Source organism: Nocardioides sp. HDW12B (genome assembly GCF_011299595.1).
Taxonomy (GTDB): Bacteria; Actinomycetota; Actinomycetes; order Propionibacteriales; family Nocardioidaceae; genus Marmoricola_A.
The window spans coordinates 1286901-1305657 of sequence record NZ_CP049867.1 but is presented as its reverse complement, the minus strand read 5'-3'; the positions used below and the strand labels follow the sequence as shown (position 1 = coordinate 1305657).

Below are 18757 nucleotides of genomic sequence, written 5' to 3'. Positions count from 1 at the left end.
CGTGGCCCGCGCTCAGTGCTCCCCCGGCGGCACCACGTCGACCGGGCACCGGCTGCCGGCCATCACCTGACGCGCCACCCGTCCCAGGTGCCCACCGACGATACGTCGGTCGTGCGGGCGGGTCAGCACCACGAGCGTCGCGTCACGCGAGGCGTGCAGCAGCGCCACCGCCGGGTCGTCGTGGACCACCTGCACCTCGACCTCCAGGTGCGGGCAGGCCTGACGCACCGGCTCCAGGGCCGTCTCGACCATGGTGCGCGCCCGATCGGCCCACCACCCGCTGTGGGTGCGCCCCTCGACCCGGTCGGCGTACGGGCTGGGCAGGTGCCAGGCGTGCAGCACCACGAGTGACGTCCCTGCGCGCACGGCCGCGTCACCGGAGTGGGCGAGGAGCACCTCCGCGTCCAGCTCGCGCGACATCCCGGCGACGACCGGGGCTCGGGCCGTCGCGCTGCTCCGGTCCGCGGCCACCACCCGCACGGGGCACCGGGCGTGGGTGGCCAGCCCGACGGCGACCGAGCCCGCGAGCAGACCCACGACCCGTCCGTGCCCGCCGCGGCCCACGACCAACAGGCCGCTGCCCTCGCTGAGCTCGACCAGCTCGGGGACGCGGTGACCGGTCACGAGCGTCGAGCGCACCACCCCGGCGTGGCCGAGCGCCTCGACCTCCGTGCGCGCCGCGTCCAGGATCTCGCGGCCGACGTCGGACAGGTCGAGGCCGCCCAGCGGATGGGTCGGCTCGGCAGCGGCGTACGGCGGCGCCACGTGCGCGACCTGCAGCTCCGCCCCCCTCAGCTGGGCCTCCGCGACGGCGACCCGGAGCACGGGACGGTCCGACGCCGTCCCGTCCACGGCGACGGTGACGGTGACCCGGTCGTTCCCGTTGAGCGGGCGCGAGCTCGGTGCGGCCGAGGTGCTCGGCGTGGTCGACATGGTCCCTCCTCGGCGGCTGGCGGAGAGCCGCTCCGTCCCCACCGTCCCGCCCCCACGTCCGGCCGGGACAGGGCCGTTCGTCAACCGCGCGGACGACCAGCGGCCCGCACCTGCGTGGAGCGGGTGGGAGCCGTGCGCGATGCTGGGTGCATGACGGAGCCGACGCAGCGCCCGGAGCTCAACGTCCTCGACGCGCCGCTGGAGCCGTGCGGCACCGAACCGATGACGGGCTTCTACCGCGACGGCTGCTGCTCCAGCGGGCCTGAGGACCGCGGCAGCCACACCATCTGCGCCGTGGTGACCTCCGAGTTCCTCGAGCACCAGCGCTCCATCGGCAACGACCTGTCCACCCCGATGCCGGCGTACGGGTTCCCGGGGCTGACGCCCGGGGACCGGTGGTGCGTCACCGCGCGGAACTGGGCCCGGGCGTACGCCGACGGGGTCGCCGCACCGGTCGTGCTCGCCTCAACCAACCGAGCGGTGCTGCGCATCGTGCCGCTCGAAGCACTGCGCCAGCACGCGGTCGACGTCCCGCCCGACCCGGGCGCGCTCGCCCCCTGACCTGCCCCTGACCCCGCCCCTGACCCCGCCCCTGACACCGCCCCCTGACCTCGCTCCCCGCCGGGTCGGCTCGCCGGCGCCCCGTCTCGGGCGCCTGGCTCAGGCGGGCAGCCGCAGGCGCATCAGCGTGCCGGTGTCACGCGGGTGCAGCGTGAGCGTGCCCCCGTGCGCCTCGGCGATGCCGCGGGCCGTGGCGAGGCCGATGCCGTGCCCCACGGTGTCCTGCTCGTGCCCGCGGGTGTAGCGGGCGAACACCCGCTGCCGGTCCGCCTCCGGCACCCCGCGACCCTCGTCGGTCACGTCGACGACCCACACGCCGTCCGCTCCCTCCGGGTCACCGGGCGTCGCCGCCTCGAGGACGGCCGTCACGTGGACCTGCGCGGGGACGCCCGGCCGCGTGAACTTCAGCGCGTTCGACACGAGGTTGAGCATCAGCGAGTAGACCTGCTCCGGGTCGGCGCGCAGCACGGGCAGGTCGCCGCGGGTGACCTCGGCCGCACTGCCGGCGATGGCCGCCGCGAGGTCGACGAGCACGAAGTCCACCACGTCGCCCAGGTCGACCTGCTGCAGGTCGACGGGCACCTCCTGGTGGGCGCTGCGCAGGATGCCCTCGATCTGCATGCCCATGCGGCGCGTCATCGCCGCGGTCCTGCTGAGCATGCCGTGCAGCGCCGAGCCCGCCACCACCTCGGGCTGCTCCTGGGCGAGCTCGAGGTAGAGCAGCATCGCCGCCAGCGGCGAGCTCAGGTCGTGCCCCACCTGGCTGGCGAAGTCGGACAGCCGGGCGTTGGAGGCCTCCAGGTCGCGGGTGCGCCGCCGCAGCTCCAGCAGGTCCATCCCCCGGGCGGCGAGCACCTCCAGGGCGTCCTCCTGGTCGCCGGTCAGCGTCCGCGGCTCGGTGTCGAAGATGCAGAAGCGTCCGATCACCACCCCGCGCGAGGAGATCAGCGGGGTCGAGGCGTAGAACCGCAGCTCGTCTCGGCGGCCGTCGACGAAGGGGTTGGTCGCGAAGCGCGGGTCCTCGACGGTGTTGCCCACCGACAGGGTCGGCTGGTCCAGCACCACGGCGCACATCGACTCGGCCGAGGTGCAGACCGTGGCCTCCACCCCGACGACGGCGATCTGGTGCTGGGAGTCCTCGGTCACGATGTTGACCGCCGCGCTCGACACGCCGCAGAACTGCACGGCCAGCTCGAGCAGGGACTGGAGGTCGGGGGCGACGGTGTCGGGCTCGAGGGCGCCGAGCGCACTGATCTCCTCGACCCGCGCCACCTGCGCTGGGATCGACCACGGGTCCGTCACCCCGCCACTGTGCAGCACCGGTCCGAACCGTCGTCCGGCTTCGCCGGGTGCGGGGCCCTTGGTCCCGAAACCCCCACGGTGCCGGTCCCGCTGCCACCCGCGGGACAGCACCGCGACACGCCCGCGCAGCGGGCCCGGATGGCGGCCGGATCGCGCGTTGTCGGTTGTAGCGTTTCGTCCCGGTGCGTCCTGTGACCTGCACCACGCCGCCTCGGCGGCTGACCATCGCCCCCGCTCCTGACCCCGACCCCTTCCCCGCTCGCTCGACCCCGGGAGATCACGTGACACCCCCACGCCGTACCGCGTTCCTCGTCGCCACCGCGACGTCCACCGCCCTCGTCCTGTCCGCCCAGCCCGCCCAGTCCGCACCCGCCGGACGGCCTGCCGCCGAGAAGGCTGCGGCGTCGAGCCGCGCCACCCTCGCGGAGCGCATCGCGAAGCCGTCCCTGCGCGACGCGCTGACCGACCAGAACTTCTACTTCGTCATGGCCGACCGGTTCAACAACGGCGACGAGACCAACGACACCGGTGGCTACGGCGACCTCAACGACGACGGCACGACGGACCGTCGCGACCACGGGTTCGACCCCGCGAGCAAGCGGTTCTACCACGGTGGCGACATCCAGGGCCTCCAGGACAAGCTCGACTACCTCGAGGGCCTCGGCACCGAGGCGATCTGGTTCACCCCGATCTTCAAGAACAAGCCGGTGCAGTCCGAGGACGGACCGACCGGCACCGACGGCTCGGCCGGCTACCACGGCTACTGGATCACCGACTTCACCCAGATCGACCCCCACCTCGGCACCAACGCCGAGCTGGCGGCGCTGGTGGAGGCCGCGCACGCCCGTGGCATGAAGGTGTTCTTCGACATCATCACCAACCACACCGCCGACGTCATCAGCTACGAGAGCAACGCCCGTGAGGGCTACCTCAGCAAGGACGTCGAGCCCTACCGCGACGCCTCCGGCAACCCGTTCGACGACCGCGAGTACGCCGGCGACGAGGACTTCCCGCCGCTCGACGCCGAGGAGTCCTTCCCCTACCTGCCGACCCTCGACGAGGGCGAGGAGGACCTCAAGGTCCCCGGCTGGCTCAACGACGTGCGGTACTACCACAACCGCGGCAACACCGACTTCCAGCGCGAGGACGAGGACCAGCAGTACGGCGACTTCGCCGGGCTCGACGACCTCTTCACCGAGCACCCCCGCGTCGTCGACGGCATGGAGGAGATCTACCAGACGTGGGTCTCCGAGATCGGCATCGACGGCTACCGCATCGACACCATGAAGCACGTCAACGACGAGTTCTGGCAGGAGTTCGGCCCCGGCGTGCTGAAGTACGCCCGTCAGAACGGCAAGCCGGACTTCTACATGTTCGGCGAGGTCTACGACGACCGCACCACCGAGGCCGGCAAGGCCTTCCTGTCGAAGTTCGTCACCCGCGACAAGATGCAGGCGATCCTCGACTTCGGCTTCCAGGCCTCGGCCCGCAACTTCGTCTCCAAGCAGCAGGGGGCCGGCGCGCTCGTCGAGTTCTTCCGCGACGACGACTACTACACCGACGCCGACTCCAACGCCTACCAGCTCCCGACGTTCCTCGGGAACCACGACATGGGCCGCATCGGCTACTTCCTCAAGCAGGACAACCCCGACGCGTCCGAGGACGAGCTGCTCGACCGCGACCTCCTCGCCCACGAGCTGATGTACCTCGTCCGCGGCAACCCGGTCGTCTACTACGGCGACGAGCAGGGCTTCACCGGCAGCGGCGGCGACCAGCTCGCCCGCCAGGACATGTTCGAGAACACCGTCGAGGACTGGGAGGAGAACGCCGGTCCGTTCGACGACGACAACCTCGGCAGCGAGGAGACGCCCGACGACGACAACTTCGACGCCGACCACCCGCTCTACACCGGGCTGGCCGACCTCTCCGCCCTCACCGAGGAGCACCCGGCGCTGCGCAACGGCGTCATGCAGCCCCGCTCCGGGCAGGGCGCCTTCGCCTTCTCGCGCATCGACCGCGAGAAGCGCCGCGAGTACGTCGTCGTGGTCAACGCCTCCGACGAGGACCGCACCACCGACGTGACGACGTTCGTCCCCAGCAGTGGCTTCACCCGCGTGTACGGCGACGGCCCCGCGTCGCTGACGTCGGCGCGTGACGGATCGGTGTCCGTCCCGAGCGGCGGGGTGTCCGCCACCGTCTACCGCTCCGACCGGCGCATCCCGCTCTCGTCGCGCGCTCCCGGCATCCAGCTGCGCTCGCCGTCGCCCAGCACCGCGGACCGCAGCCGCACCGAGGTGGGGGCGGACGTGGCCGGCGACGACTACGCCGAGGTCACCTTCCAGGCGCGGCCCGAGGGCGAGCGCTGGCGCAGCATCGGCACCGACGACAACCGACCGTTCCGGGTCTTCCACGACACCGCCGCCTACGACCCCCGCACGCCGGTCCGCTACCGGGCCGTCGTCGCCGACAACAACGGTCACGCGCGCATGAGCGACGTACGCCGCTCCGAGGTGCCGTCGCCGAGCATCCAGATCGTCAACCCGACCGCCGGCGAGATCACCGGCTTCGACCCGTTGCTCGTCGAGGCCCAGGTCAACCCCGAGCGGACGTCGCAGCGGGTGCGCTTCGAGCGCAGCGTCACGGGCGGCGACTGGGAGACGATCGGCGTCGACCGCTCGTCGCCGTGGTACCGGGTCACCGACGACGAGGTCCCCGACCTCGGCCTGGCCGACGGCGACCGGGTCCGCTACCGCGCCGTCCTCCTCGAACCCGGCTTCCCCTCGGTCACCAGCGACACGGTGACGATGCGCGTCGCCGAGCCCGAGCCGGCGTACGACTCGGTCACGGTCGCCGGCAGCTTCCAGGAGGAGCTGGGCTGCGACAGCGACTGGATGGCCGAGTGCGACATCACGGACCTGGAGTTCCAGCCGGACGGCACCTGGACCGGGGTGCTGAGCATCCCCGCCGGCGACTACTTCTGGAAGGTGCCCGTCAACGACAACTGGAACACCAGCTTCGGGCCCAACGGCGGGGGCGGGGACTACCGCCTCGTCGTCCCGACCGACGGCGACTACGAGTTCGTCTTCAACCAGACGACGAAGAACGCCACCGCCACCCGCGTCGAGCCCTGAGCCGAGCGGCGACAGCACCGCGGAGCCCCGTCACCCCCGCTGGGGTGGCGGGGTTCCGCCGTTCCCGGGCTGGCACACTCGCCGCCATGAGCGACCTCTCCCCGTCCTCCGTCCCGTCGGCCCCCTCCTCGCCCGACCACGTCGCCGGATCCGGGGCCGTCGTCGTGGCCGAGGTGGTCCGCAGCGCCGTGGTGGAGGGCCGTCACCACGGGCGAGCGGTGGCGCTGGACGCCGCGGGGGACGTCACCTGGTCCCTCGGGGCGCCGGACGCGGTCCTGCTGCCACGCTCCTGCGTGAAGCCGCTGCAGGCGCTGGCCCTGGTCCGGCACGGTCTGGACCTCCCCGACGACCTGCTGGCGATCGCCTGCGCCTCGCACTCCGGCGAGCCGGTGCACCTCGACGCGGTCCGCCGCGTCCTGGCCGGCGCGGGGCTGAGCGAGGCCGACCTGCACACCCCCGAGGACTGGCCCTTCGACCCCGAGGAGCGTGACCGGGTGGTGCGCGCCGGGGGCACGCGGACCCGTATCGCCATGAACTGCTCGGGCAAGCACGCCGCCATGCTGGCGACCTGCGTCGTCAACGGCTGGCCGACGGCGACCTACCTCGACCCCGAGCACCCCGTGCAGGTCGCGGTGCGCTCGACGCTCGAGGAGCTGACCGGCGTGCCGGTCGAGGCCACGCTCGTCGACGGCTGCGGGGCGCCCCTGATGAGCACCACGCTGACCGGGCTGGCCCGCGCCTTCGCCCGCCTGGCCACCGCGGCCGACGGTCCGGAGCAGCGGGTGGCGGACGCGATCCGTCGCCACCCCACCCTGGTGAGCGGCACGCGTCGCGACGAGGCGGCGCTCCTGTCGGCCCTGCCCGGCGCCATCGGCAAGGTGGGGGCCGAGGCGTGCTACGCGGTGGCCCTGCCCGACGGTCGTGCCGTGGCGCTCAAGATCGAGGACGGCGGTGACCGCGCCCGACCGGTCGTGATGGCGGCCGCCCTGGAGCGGCTGGGGGTGCTCGACGACCCGGGCGTCGACTCCGAGGCGGTCCGGGCGACGGGCCGCCACGTGCTGCGTGGCGGGGGCCACCCGGTCGGCGAGGTCCGCGCGGCGTTCTGAGCCGGCGGCCGGCGCCCGGCCGACAGGGCCCCGCTACTGCTCCGGCGGAGGCGGAGGCATCGGGGCGCCCTTCGGGGGTGGGATCGGCGCGTACCCGGAGCCGGCGACGACGAGGTCACCGGGCGCGTGCTCGGCGGTGCCGGCGCCGTCACCGAGGTCAGGTCGGTCGGCGGGCTCCAGGTCGTCACGCCAGGGCGCGGGGTCCCACCCGACGTCCACGACGCGCTTCTGCCACAGGATGGCGCCGACGAGGATCACCGCCCCGACCAGCGCGATGAGAGCGATGCCCACCGATCCCAGCCGGGCGGGGTAGCCGGTGGCGAGGCCGACCCAACCGAAGTCGGTGTCGCCGAACGTCGTGTTCGCGTCGCCGAAGTCCCCGAGGACCTCGAGCAGCAGCGCGGGAAGGAACGTGATGAGGAGACCGTTGACCAGACCGGCGACCGCGGCTCCGACCCGTCCGCCCGTGGCGTTGCCGAAGACACCCGCAGCCCCGCCGGTGAAGAAGTGCGGCACCAGACCCGGCAGGATCAGGGCCAGTCCGAGCCAGGGGTTGAGCGCCACCGACAGCACGACCAACCCGACCAGGCCACCGACGAAGCTGGCGATGAAGCCGATGAGCACGGCGTTCTGCGCGTAGGGGAACACGATGGGCGCGTCGAGCGCGGGGATCGCGCCGGGGACGACCTTGGCCGCGATGCCTTGGAAGGCCGGCACGAGCTCCGCCAGGATCGTCCGCACGCCGAAGAGGATCACCGCCACCGCGACACCGAACTGCAGACCCTGGGTCACCGACAGCATGAGGTAGTTGCCGACCCCGGTGGCACCGCCGTCGAAGGCGGCGAAGGCCTCCTCCTCACCGGAGCGCGCCAGGAAGGCGACGGCCAGGACGAGATACATGATCACCATCGACAGGGCCGTGGCGACCATGGAGTCGCGCAGGAACCGCAACGACTCGGGGAGGTCCAGCTCCTCGGTGGACCGGCTCCGTCGACCGACCGCCCCGCCCACTGCCCCGCCGGCGACGTAGGCCAAGGTGCCGAAGTGTCCGATGGCGATGCTGTCGTCACCGGTGACGCGGCGCGTCCAGGGGTGCGCGAAGGCCGGCAGGGACACCATCAGGATGCCCAGCACGAGACCACCCAGCCCGACGACCACGAAGCCCGGGTAGTCCGCCGACGCGAGCACGATCGTCAGCAGGGTCGCCATGAAGAGGATGTGGTGTCCGGTCAGGAACACGTAGTGCAGCGGGGTGAAGCGGGCGAGCAGCAGGCTGACCGCGAAGCCCAGGATCATCAGCCAGGAGACCTGCGCCCCGAACTCGGACTGGGCGATCCCGGCGATCGCCTCGTTGGTGGGGATGACGCCCTGTGCTCCGGTCGCCCCCTGGATCATCGCGCCGAGCGGCGCCAGGGACGCGACGACGAGCGTGGCGCCCGCCCCGATGAGCAGGAACCCCAGCGTGGCCTTGATGGCGCCGCCGACGACCTGGCCGGTCGACCGTTTGAGCGCCACCAGCCCGACCGCGGTGATGATGCCGATGAGGAAGGCCGGCACCGCCAGGATCTCGTTGACGATGAACTGTGCGATGGAGACGAGCCAATCCATGGTGCGGTCCCTGCCTGTCGCGTCAGATGTCGTACATCTCTCGAAGAACCCTGTCGATCTCCGCGGTGCTGGTGAAGTTCTCGATGACGCGCATCGGCACCCCCACGTCGCCGAGCGCGCGGGCGATCTCGCCGGAGGTCAGCACGAGGTCGGTGCTCTTGACCTTGCCGCGTGCCGAGACCGTGTCGGTCGCCTCGACGGTGATCAGGTGACCCCACCCCCACGCGTCGAGGACCTTCTCCAGCGTGTTCTTGAGGAAGAGGCTGGTGCCGAGGCCGTTGCCGCAGACGGTCAGGATGTGGTCGTGGGTCGTTCCCGTGGCTCGTCGCGGCCGAGAACGCTCTGCCTGCTCCGTCTCGACCGACTGCCTGGTCTGCGGCCCGTCACCCGCCTGCAGGATCCGGTGCACCTCGTCCGGAGTCGCGGCGGCGTCCAGCGCCGCTTTCTTGTCACGATCACCGATGAGACCAGCCAGCGACGCCATCGCTCCCTGGTGCGTCGCGCTGTCAGTCGCGGCGAGCGCCACCACGAGGCTCACGGGGTCGTTCGACTTGTGGCCGAACTCGACAGGCTCCGCGAGCCGCAGCCACGACATCCCGGTGCGCCTGACGGCGGCGGAAGGGCGTGCATGAGCGAAGGCGAAGCCGGGCGCGAGCACGATGTACGGGCCGTTCTCGTGCACGGAGTCGACCATGGCCTGCGTGTAGGACTCCTCGGCGACGCCCGACTCCTCGAGCAACCGCCCGGCGGCGCGCACCGCGGCCTCCCAGTCCGCGACCTTCTCGTCCAACGAGATGGCCCGGGGCTCGATCAGCTCGGAGAGGGCTGCCACGGTGCGCACTTACCCCGTCGCCGCGCCTGCAAAACCGTTGGGATCCGGCCGAGCCGTCAACGGTCGCTCCAGAAGACCTCGTCGACGACCGACCGCGCCCGGCGGGCGGCGCGCAGGTAGTCGTTGGTCAGCTCGTCGCTCTCCCCCGCCGGGTAGCCGAGCGCGAAGGCCAGCGCCGTCATGTCGCGGACGTCGCGCGGCAGCTGGTCCGAGGACTTGCCGCGCACCAGCGTGATGGCGTTGCGGATCCGACTCACCAGGCGCCAGGAGTCCGTCAGCGTCGTCGCCTCGTCGCTCGTCAGCAGGCCGCACCCGGCCAGCCGGTCCAGCCCCTCGAGGGTGCGGGTGGTCCGCAGCTCCGGCATGTCGCCGGCGTGACGCATCTGCAGAAGCTGCACCGTCCACTCGATGTCGCTGAGCCCGCCGCGCCCGAGCTTGAGGTGGGTGGCCGGGTCGGCCCCGCGCGGCAGCCGCTCGTTGTCGACGCGGGCCTTGATGCGGCGCACCTCCCGCACGTCGGTCGCCGAGATCCCCTCCGCGGGGTAGCGCAGCGGGTCGACGAGTGCCATGAAGCGCTCGCACAGCTCGCGGTCGCCGACGACCGCCTCGGCCCGGAGCAGCGCCTGCGCCTCCCAGGCGTCGGACCACTTGGCGTAGTAGGCGGCGTAGGACTCCAGGGTGCGCACCAGCGGTCCCTGCTTGCCCTCAGGTCGCAGCCCGGCGTCGACCTCGAGCGGCGGGTCCCCGCCGGGCAGCGCGAGCAGCTTGCGCATCTCCAGTGCCACCGCCTGCGCGGCCCGGCCGGCCGCCTGGGCGTCGGCGTCGGGCAGCGGCTGGTGGACGAACATCACGTCGGCGTCGCTGCCGTAGCCGACCTCGTGGCCTCCGAGCCGGCCCATCGACACCACGGCCATCCGGGTCGGCAGCGTCTTCTTCGTCTCGAACTCGACGACCTTGACGCCGATGGACAGCGCCGCCTCGAGCGTCGCGCAGGTGGTGGCGGTCAGTGCCTCGCCGACCTCCTCGACCCGCAGCATCTCCGAGAGGTCACCGGCGGCGACGCGCAGCAGCTCGCGTCGCCGGATCGCGCGGACCTGGGTGATGGCGGCTCCACGGTTGTCCTGCCGACCGCCCGTGGCCAGCATCTCGGCCTCGAGCGTGCTCCGGTCGCGCGGGCGCATCTCCTCGGTGGTCAGCAGCTTCACCCCGGCCGGCTCGGTCTCGAGCAGCGTGGTGGCGTAGCGGCTGGCCGAGAGGATGCGTGCCATCCGCTCGGCCACCTCCCCCTCGTCGCGCAGGGTCCGCAGGTACCACGGCGTACGCCCGAGAGCCTCGGAGATGCGCCGGAAGCCGAAGAGTCCCGCGTCCGGGTCCGGCGACTCGGCGAACCACTCGAGCATCGCCGGGAGCAGCTGACGCTGGATCGACGCGCGGCGCGACACCCCGGCCGTCAGGGCCTCGAGATGACGCAGCGCTGCCTTCGGGTCGGCGTACCCCAGCGCGTGCAGCCGCTCGGCCGCCGCTTCCGGGCTCAGCCGCACGTCCTGGCTCGACATGCGCGCCACGGTGTCGAGCAGCGGTCGGTAGAAGAGCTTCTCGTGCAGGCGGCGTACGTCGCGCCGCTCGTCGGCCAGTGCTCGACGCAGCTCCTCGACCGGCGTCTTGACGTAGCCCAGCGACCGGGCGAGCCGCCGCAGGCCCTCCTCGTCGTCGGGGATCAGGTGGGTGCGACGGAGGCCGTAGAGCTGGAGCCGGTGCTCGACCGTGCGCAGGAAGGCGTAGGCGCGGTGCATGGCGGCACCGTCCTCGCGGCCGACGTAGCCACGCTCGGTGAGCCGGGCAAGGGCCGACAGCGTGGTGGGCACGCGCACCGCCTCGTCGGTGCGGCCGTGCACGAGCTGCAACAGCTGCACGGCGAACTCGACGTCGCGCAGCCCGCCGTGGCCGAGCTTGAGCTGGCGCTCGGCCTCCTTGGCCGGGATGTGGTCGATGACCCGGCGACGCATCGCCTGCACCTCGGCCACGAAGCCGTCGCGCTCGGAGACCTTCCAGATCATGGGCTCGACCATCTCGACGAACTGCTCGCCGAGGGCGAGGTCGCCGGCCACCGCCCGCGCCTTGAGCAGCGCCTGGAACTCCCACGGCTTGGCCCAGCGCTCGTAGTAGCCCTGGTGGCTGGCGATCGTGCGCACCAGCGGGCCGGACTTGCCCTCCGGGCGCAGGCCCGCGTCGACGGGCCAGATGGTGCCCTCGCCGGTGTGGTCGGAGCACACGCGCATGAGGTGGGAGGCGAGCTGGTTCGCCGCGCGCAGCGCCTGCTGCTCCTCCGCCGGGTCGCAGCCCTCGCAGGGCTCCGCGACGAAGATGACGTCGACGTCGCTGACGTAGTTGAGCTCGTGCCCGCCGCACTTGCCCATCGCCACCACCGCGAGGCGGCACTGCTGGGCGGCGTCGCCCACCCGGGCCCGGGCCACCGCGAGCGCCGCCTCGAGCGTGCCGGCGGCGAGGTCGGACAGCTCGGCCGCGACGTCGTCCACGCCCACCTCGTGGGCCAGGTCGCGCGCGGCGAGCCGGAGGACGATGCGGCGGTACTCCACCCGCAGGGCGTCGACGGCCTCCGCGTCCGGCAGCGTCGCCACCGGGGCGGTGTCGGCAGGGTCGGCACCGACCGCCTCGAGCAGCGTGGTCCGCATGACGTAGCCGGGCGAGCGGGTGCTGCCCAGGGTGGGGTCGGTCAGCTCACGCCACTGCTCGGGGTGGCGCATCAGGTGGTCCCCGAGCGCCCGGCTCGCCCCGAGCACCGACAGCAGGCGCATCGAGGACCCCTCGTCGTCGATCAGCGCGTGGAGGAAGGCGCGTCGCGCCTCCTCGCCCTGGTCGCGACCGATCCGCTCGGCGAGGTCGGCCAGGGCGTCCACGGCGAGGTCGGGGTCGGCGGTGCGGGCCAGCAGCGCCAGCAGCGGCTCGCACCAGCCGCCGAGCCGCTCGAAGGCCTGTGCCCCGCGCGCCGAGTCGAGGAAGCCGGTCCGGATCATCCGGCTCCGCAGGCTCTCCGGGCGCCCGGCGCTCATCGGGTCGCCGCTCGTCGTACGAGGTCGGCGAAGGCCCGCCCCAGGGGCCGCCAGGACTCGCGCAGCGTGTCCGCAGACTCCGCGGCGTCGGCCAGGAAGCCGTCGACGTCGACCCCGGCGGCACGGTGGGGCTCACCGTCGTCCTCCGCCCAGCGGGCGAGGATGTCCGGCCCGGCCTCGGGGTGGCACTGAACGCCCCAGACCGCGTCCGCGAGCCGCGCCGCCTGCGGTGCGTCGTCGGGCGTGCGGGCGAGCACCCGGCTCCCCTCGGGCAGCCGGGTGGCGACGTCGACGTTCCAGTGCGAGGCACGCGTCGCGCCGGTCACGGCGCCGAGCAGCGGGTCGTCGACTGACTCGTCGAGCCACCCGACCGGCATCACCGCGATGGTGGCGCCCGCGGGGTTGCGGCCCACCTCACCGTCGAGGGCGAGCACCGCGAGCTGGTGGCCCAGGCACAGACCCAGGGTCGGCACGTCGTGCGCGGCGGCCTGACGGACCAGCTCACGGGTCGGCGCGAGCCACGGGTGGCCGGCGTCGTCCCAGGCGTCCATGCCACCTCCGAGCACGAGCAGCGCGTCGTGCTCGCCCAGGTCGGCCGGGAGGCCGGGCCCGCTCTCGGCGTACGGGCGGCGCACGTCGAGCTCGAGGCCCTCCGCGAGGAGCCACTCCCCCAGCCAACCGGCGGGGGCGCCCTCCTCGTGCTCCACGACCAGGACGCGCGGTGCCCTCATGATCGCCCCATGCTCGTCGAGCCCTCTCAGATGACCGGGAGCATCTGGTCGCGCTCGAAGGCGGAGACCTGACCGCGGTACTGCTCCCACTCGGCGCGCTTGTTGCGCAGGTAGAAGTCGTAGACGCGCTCACCCAGCGTCTCGGCGAGCAGCTCGCTCTCCTCCATCACCGTGATCGCCTCGGCCAGCGTCTTCGGCAGCGGCTGGTAGCCCATCGACTTGCGCTCGCGGTCGGTCAGGCTCCAGACGTCGTCCTCGGCCTCGGGCGGCAGCTCGTAGCCCTCCTGGATGCCCTTCATGCCGGCGCCGAGGATGGCGGCGAAGGCCAGGTAGGGGTTGCAGGCGGCGTCGATGGTGCGCAGCTCGACGCGGGTCGACTGCCCCTTGTTGGGCTTGTACATCGGGACGCGGACCATCGCCGAGCGGTTGTTGTGACCCCAACAAATATAGGAGGGTGCCTCGCCTCCGCCGATGAGCCGCTTGTAGGAGTTGACCCACTGGTTGGTGATCGCGGTGATCTCCGAGGCGTGCTTGAGCAGGCCGGCGATGAACTGCCGACCGCTGCGGGAGAGCTGGTACTGCGCGCCGGGCTCGAAGAAGGCGTTCTGGTCGCCCTCGAAGAGCGACACGTGGGTGTGCATGCCCGAGCCGGGGTGGGTGGTGAACGGCTTGGGCATGAAGCTGGCCCAGATGCCCTGGCCGAGCGCCACCTCGCGGACGACGGTGCGGAAGGTCATGATGTTGTCCGCGGTCGAGAGCGCGTCGGCGTACCGGAGGTCGATCTCCTGCTGGCCGGGCCCGCCCTCGTGGTGGCTGAACTCCACCGAGATGCCCATCTGCTCGAGCATGGTGATCGCCTCGCGACGGAAGTCGGAGCCCTTGCTCTGCGCGGTGTGGTCGAAGAAGCCGCTGCGGTCGACCGGGACCGGCTCGCCGCCCGGCTCCGGGACGTTCTTGAACAGATAGAACTCGACCTCGGGGTGCGTGTAGAAGGTGTAGCCGAGGTCGGCGGCCTTGTCGAGGCCGCGCTTGAGCACGAAGCGCGGGTCCGCGAAGGACGGCGAGCCGTCGGGCATCACGATGTCGCAGAACATGCGCGCCGTCGCCGGGCCGTCCCCGCGCCACGGCAGGATCTGGAAGGTGCTCGGGTCCGGCTTGGCCAGCATGTCGGCCTCGTAGACGCGCGCGAAGCCCTCGATGGCCGAGCCGTCGAAGCCGATGCCCTCGGCGAAGGCGCCCTCGAGCTCGGCCGGCGCGACGGCCACCGACTTGAGGAACCCCAGCACGTCGGTGAACCACAGCCGCACGAAGCGGACGTCGCGCTCCTCGAGAGCGCGGAGCACGAAGTCTTCCTGCTTACCCATGCGGCCCACTATGGCGCATCAGGCGCGAGGCACCCGCTCCAGGTCGGCGAGCCAGGCGGCGGCGTTGCCGTCGCTCGGCGCGCGCCAGTCGCCACGGGGGCTCAGCGAGCCGCCGGAGGACACCTTCGGACCGTTCGGCAGCGCGCTGCGCTTGAACTGGCTGAAGGCGAAGAAGCGCTTCACGAAGACCTCGAGCCAGTGCCGGATCTCCTCGAGGTCGTACGCCGTCCGGCGCGCCTCCGGCAGCCCGGGGGGCCATTCCCCCGTGGTGACGTCGGACCAGGCGTGGTGGGCCAGGAACGCGATGGTGGAGGGACGCGTGCCGCGGCGCAGGACGTGGAAGAGCGTGAAGTCCTGCAGCGCGTAGGGACCGATGGTGTCCTCGGTCGCCTGCGGCTTCTTGCCCTCCTCGGTCGGCACCAGCTCGGGGGTGATCTCCTGGTCGACGATCACCTCGAGGACCTCGTTGACGTCGGCGTCGAAGAGGCCTTCGGAGACCACCCAGCGGATGAGGTGCTGGATCAGGGTCTTGGGCACGCCCGTGTTGACCGCGTAGTGCGACATCTGGTCGCCGACCCCGTAGGTGCACCAGCCCAGCGCGAGCTCGGAGAGGTCGCCCGTGCCGAGCACGATCCCGCCGAGGTGGTTGGCGAAGCGGAAGAGGTAGTCGGTGCGCAGGCCTGCCTGGACGTTCTCGAACGTCACGTCGTAGACCGGCTCCCCGTCGGAGAACGGGTGGTCGAGGTCGCGCAGCATCTGCTCGGCGGCGGGGCGGATGTCGACCTCGGCGAAGCTCACGCCCAGGCTCGTCGCGAGACGCGTGGCGTTGCCGCGGGTGTGGTCGCTGGTGGCGAAGCCCGGCAGCGTGTAAGCCAGGATGTCGCTCCGCGAACGCCCGAGCCGGTCCATCGCGCGCGCGGCGACGATCAGGGCGTGGGTGGAGTCGAGGCCGCCCGAGACGCCGATGACGACCTTCGGCTGGCCGATCGCGCGCAGCCGCTGCTCGAGCCCGGCCACCTGGATGTTGTAGGCCTCGTAGCAGTCCTGGGCCAGCCGCTCGACGTCGTCGGGCACGAACGGGAAGCGGTCGACCTTGCGGCGCAGGCCGATGCCTCCGGCGGGTGGGTCGAGGGTGAAGGACACCTCGCGGAACAGGCGTCCGGTGATCGGGCCCGCGGTGTCCTGAGCCTGTCGACGGGTCGAGATCCCGTGGGTGCGCCGGTTGTCGTCGAACGTGCCCTGGCGCAGCCGCTCCTGGCGGATGCGCCCCAGGTCGACGTCGGCCACCGAGCGGCGCGGTCCCTCGGGGAAGCGCTCGGTCTCGGCCAGCAGCTCGCCGACCTCGTAGACCATCGTCTGGCCGTCCCAGGACAGGTCCGTGCTCGACTCGCCCTCGCCGGCGGCGGCGTACAGGTAGGCCGCGAGGCAGCGCGAGCTCTGCGAGCGCACCAGGAGCCGTCGGTCCTCGGCGCGGGCGACGGTGATGGGGCTCCCCGACAGGTTGGCCAGCACGGTGGCGCCTGCGAGCGCGGCCTCGGCGCTGGGCGGGACCGGCACCCACAGGTCCTCGCAGATCTCGACGTGCAGGCGCAGGTCGGCCACGTCGGTGGCGGTGAAGACGAGGTCCGGGCCGAACGGCACACGCCCGCCGGCGAGCTCGATCGAGCCCCCGCGCTGGTCGTCGCCGGCGGCATACCACCGGCGCTCGTAGAACTCGCGGTACGTCGGCAGCGCCGACTTCGGCACGACGCCGAGCACGCGGCCGTGGTGGACGACCACCGCGCAGTTGAAGACCCGCGTGCCGTTGACCAGCGGAGCGCCGACCACGAGCACCGGGAGCAGGTCGGCGCTGGCGGCCACCACGACCTCGACCGCCTCGCGCACGGCGGCGAGCAGGCTGTCCTGCAGCACCAGGTCGTCGATGGCGTAGCCGCTCAGGCACAGCTCGGGGAACAGCGCCACCGCCACCCCGTCGTCGTGGCAGGCGCGGGCCTGCTCGAGCACCGCACGGGCGTTGCTCGCGGGGTCGGCGACCGCCACGGGCAGCGTGCAGGCCGCCACCCGGGCGAAGCCGTGCGCGTACACCGAGGAGAAGTCCACGTCACCAGTGTCCCAGAGGCCCCATCCGTGCATCACCACAACGGTGAGCGTGGGGACGGTCACAGCGCCAGGGCGCCCGCTCCGGGTCTAGATTGGCGGGCATGGTCGAGCAGTCGAGCGAGCAGCCCGCGCCGTACGGCGGTGTCCCCGGTGCCACCAGCACCCCCGGCTCCCCCGCGGAGGGCGCCGCGCCCCGCCGACGGGTCCGGATCCCGCACCTGCAGCAGATGAAGGAGCGCGGGGAGAAGTGGGCGATGCTCACCGCCTACGACATGTACGCCGCCGCGACTTTCGACGAGGCGGGCATCCCGGTCCTGCTGGTCGGTGACTCCGCGTCCAACAACGTCTACGGCAACGAGACCTCCCTCCCGGTGACCGTCGACGAGCTGGTCCCGCTGGTGCGCGCGGTGACGCGCTCGACGACGTACGCCCTGGTGGTCGCGGACCTGCCCTTCGGCTCCTACCAGCGCTCGCCCGAGCAGGCCTACGACACCGCGGTCCGCTTCATGAAGGAGGCCGGTGCGCACTGCGTGAAGCTCGAGGGCGGCGCGGAGATGGCCCCCCAGGTCGAGATGCTCGTGCGCGGCGGCATCCCGGTGATGGCCCACATCGGCTTCACCCCGCAGTCCGAGCACAGCCTCGGCGGCTACCGCATCCAGGGCAAGGGCGCGGGCGCGGAGAAGCTGCTGGCCGACGCCGCCGCGATGGAGGCCGCCGGCGCCTTCGCCGTCGTGATGGAGATGGTGCCCGGCGACCTCGCGGCCGAGGTGACGCAGAAGCTCGCCATCCCCACCATCGGGATCGGCGCCGGCAACCGCACCGACGCGCAGGTCCTGGTCTGGCAGGACGCGCTCGGCCTGCGCACCGGACGGATGCCCCGCTTCGTCAAGCAGTACGCCGACCTGCACGGCGTCATGCTCGAGGCCGCGAAGGCGTACGCCGCCGACGTCGCCGGTGGCACGTTCCCCGGCCCCGAGCACACCTTCTGAGACGCGGACCGGCGCCGTGACCTCGAGGTCACGGCGCCGGTGTGTCGCCGATGTCGTGCGTCAGCCGGTGTAGGAACCACCGGCGCGGCTCAGGCGCGGGCTCAGCGTGATCGTCTCCTGGTTGAAGGCGAATCCCCGCTGCAGGGCGTCGTCGACGAGGACCTGCTCGCTGCCTTCCTGCGCGAAGCCGGTCACCGTGGCGAGCCCGACCTTGACCCATTGCGGGTTGCCCACACAGCCCCGCGGGAGCGAGAGCGTGAAGACGTCACGGCCGTAGTCGAGCTTGAACTCGGTGCCGCCGCATCCGGCGTCGTCGCCGAACGGAATGAACTCACCGCGCCAGCCGCCCGGGCCGGCGACCACCAGGAACTGGTAGCTGGTCACCGGGGTCTCGACGAAGACGTACTGCTGCAGGCCCGCGCCCTCCCGGGCCAGGTCACGGAACGTCGCGCGCAGCGTGACGTTGCGACGGGCGTGCTCGAAGCGCACGCCACGGATGTCTCCGTTGGTCACGCCGGGGCGCGGGCCGTCGATGGCGGTGACGTCACGAGCGGGATCGGTGTGGCCGAAGACCTCGGCGGAGGCGGGCGCCGCGACGGCGACCGTGGACAGGACGGCCGCGAGGCCGGCAGTGGCCGCGGCGGCGCGGCGCAGGAGAGAAGTGGTCATGCGGTGGAACGTAGCGACGATCGGGGCTGTCCTCGTCCCGAACCGCCCGTGATCTGTGCAGATCACCCCAAGTCTGACCGAACGGTCAGGTTTCAGGACCAGCCCCAGAGCACCTCGCCGCCGAGCAGGAAGGCGAACCACAGCGCGACCGCCCCGAACGGCAGCCAGAAGACGCGGACCGGGTGGTCGACGAACCACCGGCACGCCTGCACGAAGAGCACGAGCCACACCACCACGAGGAACGTGACGCCCCACCACGGCAGCACGCTCGCGGCCGCCAGGTCCATGAACAGCACGATGGCCAGGCCGGACATGCCGATGAAGGAGCCGGACTTGTGCAGGTCGAAGCCCATCGCGGGC

14 protein-coding genes are annotated in these 18757 nt (G+C 72.3%); 4 read left to right on the top strand and 10 right to left on the bottom strand.

Annotated features, from left to right (window positions below):
- Positions 1-12: 12 nt before the first annotated feature.
- On the bottom strand, positions 13-933 hold the full coding sequence (locus tag G7072_RS06155) for a universal stress protein (RefSeq protein WP_166084733.1): 921 nt from the start codon (positions 931-933) through the stop codon (positions 13-15).
- A 150-nt stretch (positions 934-1083) separates the two neighbouring features.
- Here G7072_RS06155 and G7072_RS06150 point away from each other — a divergent pair, with 150 nt between their 5' ends.
- On the top strand, positions 1084-1494 hold the full coding sequence (locus G7072_RS06150; RefSeq protein WP_166084732.1) for a DUF2237 domain-containing protein: 411 nt from the start codon (positions 1084-1086) through the stop codon (positions 1492-1494).
- 99 nt (positions 1495-1593) lie between these two features.
- Here G7072_RS06150 and G7072_RS06145 read toward each other — a convergent pair whose 3' ends face one another.
- Entirely contained in the window at positions 1594-2796 is a 1203-nt protein-coding gene (locus tag G7072_RS06145) for a GAF domain-containing sensor histidine kinase (protein WP_166084731.1), read from the bottom strand.
- A 281-nt stretch (positions 2797-3077) separates the two neighbouring features.
- Here G7072_RS06145 and G7072_RS06140 point away from each other — a divergent pair, with 281 nt between their 5' ends.
- Positions 3078-5927, top strand: a complete 2850-nt coding sequence (locus G7072_RS06140) for an alpha-amylase family glycosyl hydrolase (protein ID WP_166084730.1) — start codon at positions 3078-3080, stop codon at positions 5925-5927.
- 86 nt (positions 5928-6013) lie between these two features.
- A complete protein-coding gene (locus G7072_RS06135) occupies positions 6014-7033 on the top strand; it encodes an asparaginase (protein WP_166084729.1) in 1020 nt (339 codons plus the stop codon).
- A gap of 33 nt (positions 7034-7066) precedes the next feature.
- Here G7072_RS06135 and G7072_RS06130 read toward each other — a convergent pair whose 3' ends face one another.
- Genes G7072_RS06130 through G7072_RS06105 form a run of 6 tightly spaced genes read right to left on the bottom strand, consistent with a single transcriptional unit; the run spans position 7067 to position 16772 of the window.
- Positions 7067-8641 carry a PTS ascorbate transporter subunit IIC gene (locus tag G7072_RS06130; protein ID WP_166084728.1) on the bottom strand — a complete coding sequence of 525 codons (1575 nt, stop codon included), beginning with the start codon at positions 8639-8641 and terminating at the stop codon, positions 7067-7069.
- A gap of 22 nt (positions 8642-8663) precedes the next feature.
- The gene (locus tag G7072_RS06125; protein WP_166084727.1) at positions 8664-9473 is read right to left on the bottom strand and encodes a PTS sugar transporter subunit IIA; all 810 of its coding nucleotides are present in this window, start codon (positions 9471-9473) and stop codon (positions 8664-8666) included.
- Between the two features lie 56 nt (positions 9474-9529).
- Positions 9530-12544, bottom strand: coding sequence for a bifunctional [glutamine synthetase] adenylyltransferase/[glutamine synthetase]-adenylyl-L-tyrosine phosphorylase (locus G7072_RS06120; protein ID WP_166084726.1), 3015 nt, complete (start codon positions 12542-12544; stop codon positions 9530-9532).
- Positions 12541-13275 (bottom strand): type 1 glutamine amidotransferase, encoded by a 735-nt coding sequence (locus G7072_RS06115; RefSeq protein ID WP_166084725.1) that lies wholly within the window; start codon positions 13273-13275, stop codon positions 12541-12543. The genes G7072_RS06120 and G7072_RS06115 overlap by 4 nt, the downstream gene beginning before the upstream one ends.
- Before the next feature lie 26 nt (positions 13276-13301).
- Positions 13302-14639: a glutamine synthetase family protein gene (locus tag G7072_RS06110; protein ID WP_166084724.1), complete on the bottom strand. Its 1338-nt coding sequence runs from the start codon at positions 14637-14639 to the stop codon at positions 13302-13304.
- 18 nt (positions 14640-14657) lie between these two features.
- Complete coding sequence (locus G7072_RS06105; protein ID WP_206063301.1) at positions 14658-16772, bottom strand: NAD(+) synthase; 2115 nt, start codon at positions 16770-16772, stop codon at positions 14658-14660.
- Between the two features lie 68 nt (positions 16773-16840).
- Between G7072_RS06105 and panB the strand changes: the two genes are divergently transcribed.
- Positions 16841-17728 (top strand): 3-methyl-2-oxobutanoate hydroxymethyltransferase, encoded by an 888-nt coding sequence (panB, locus tag G7072_RS06100; RefSeq protein ID WP_166084722.1) that lies wholly within the window; start codon positions 16841-16843, stop codon positions 17726-17728.
- A 60-nt stretch (positions 17729-17788) separates the two neighbouring features.
- Here panB and G7072_RS06095 read toward each other — a convergent pair whose 3' ends face one another.
- Together G7072_RS06095 and G7072_RS06090 are read right to left on the bottom strand one after the other, a co-directional pair.
- Positions 17789-18397: a hypothetical protein gene (locus G7072_RS06095; RefSeq protein ID WP_166084721.1), complete on the bottom strand. Its 609-nt coding sequence runs from the start codon at positions 18395-18397 to the stop codon at positions 17789-17791.
- A 92-nt stretch (positions 18398-18489) separates the two neighbouring features.
- A complete protein-coding gene (locus G7072_RS06090; RefSeq protein ID WP_166084720.1) occupies positions 18490-18750 on the bottom strand; it encodes a hypothetical protein in 261 nt (86 codons plus the stop codon).
- Positions 18751-18757 lie beyond the last annotated feature (7 nt).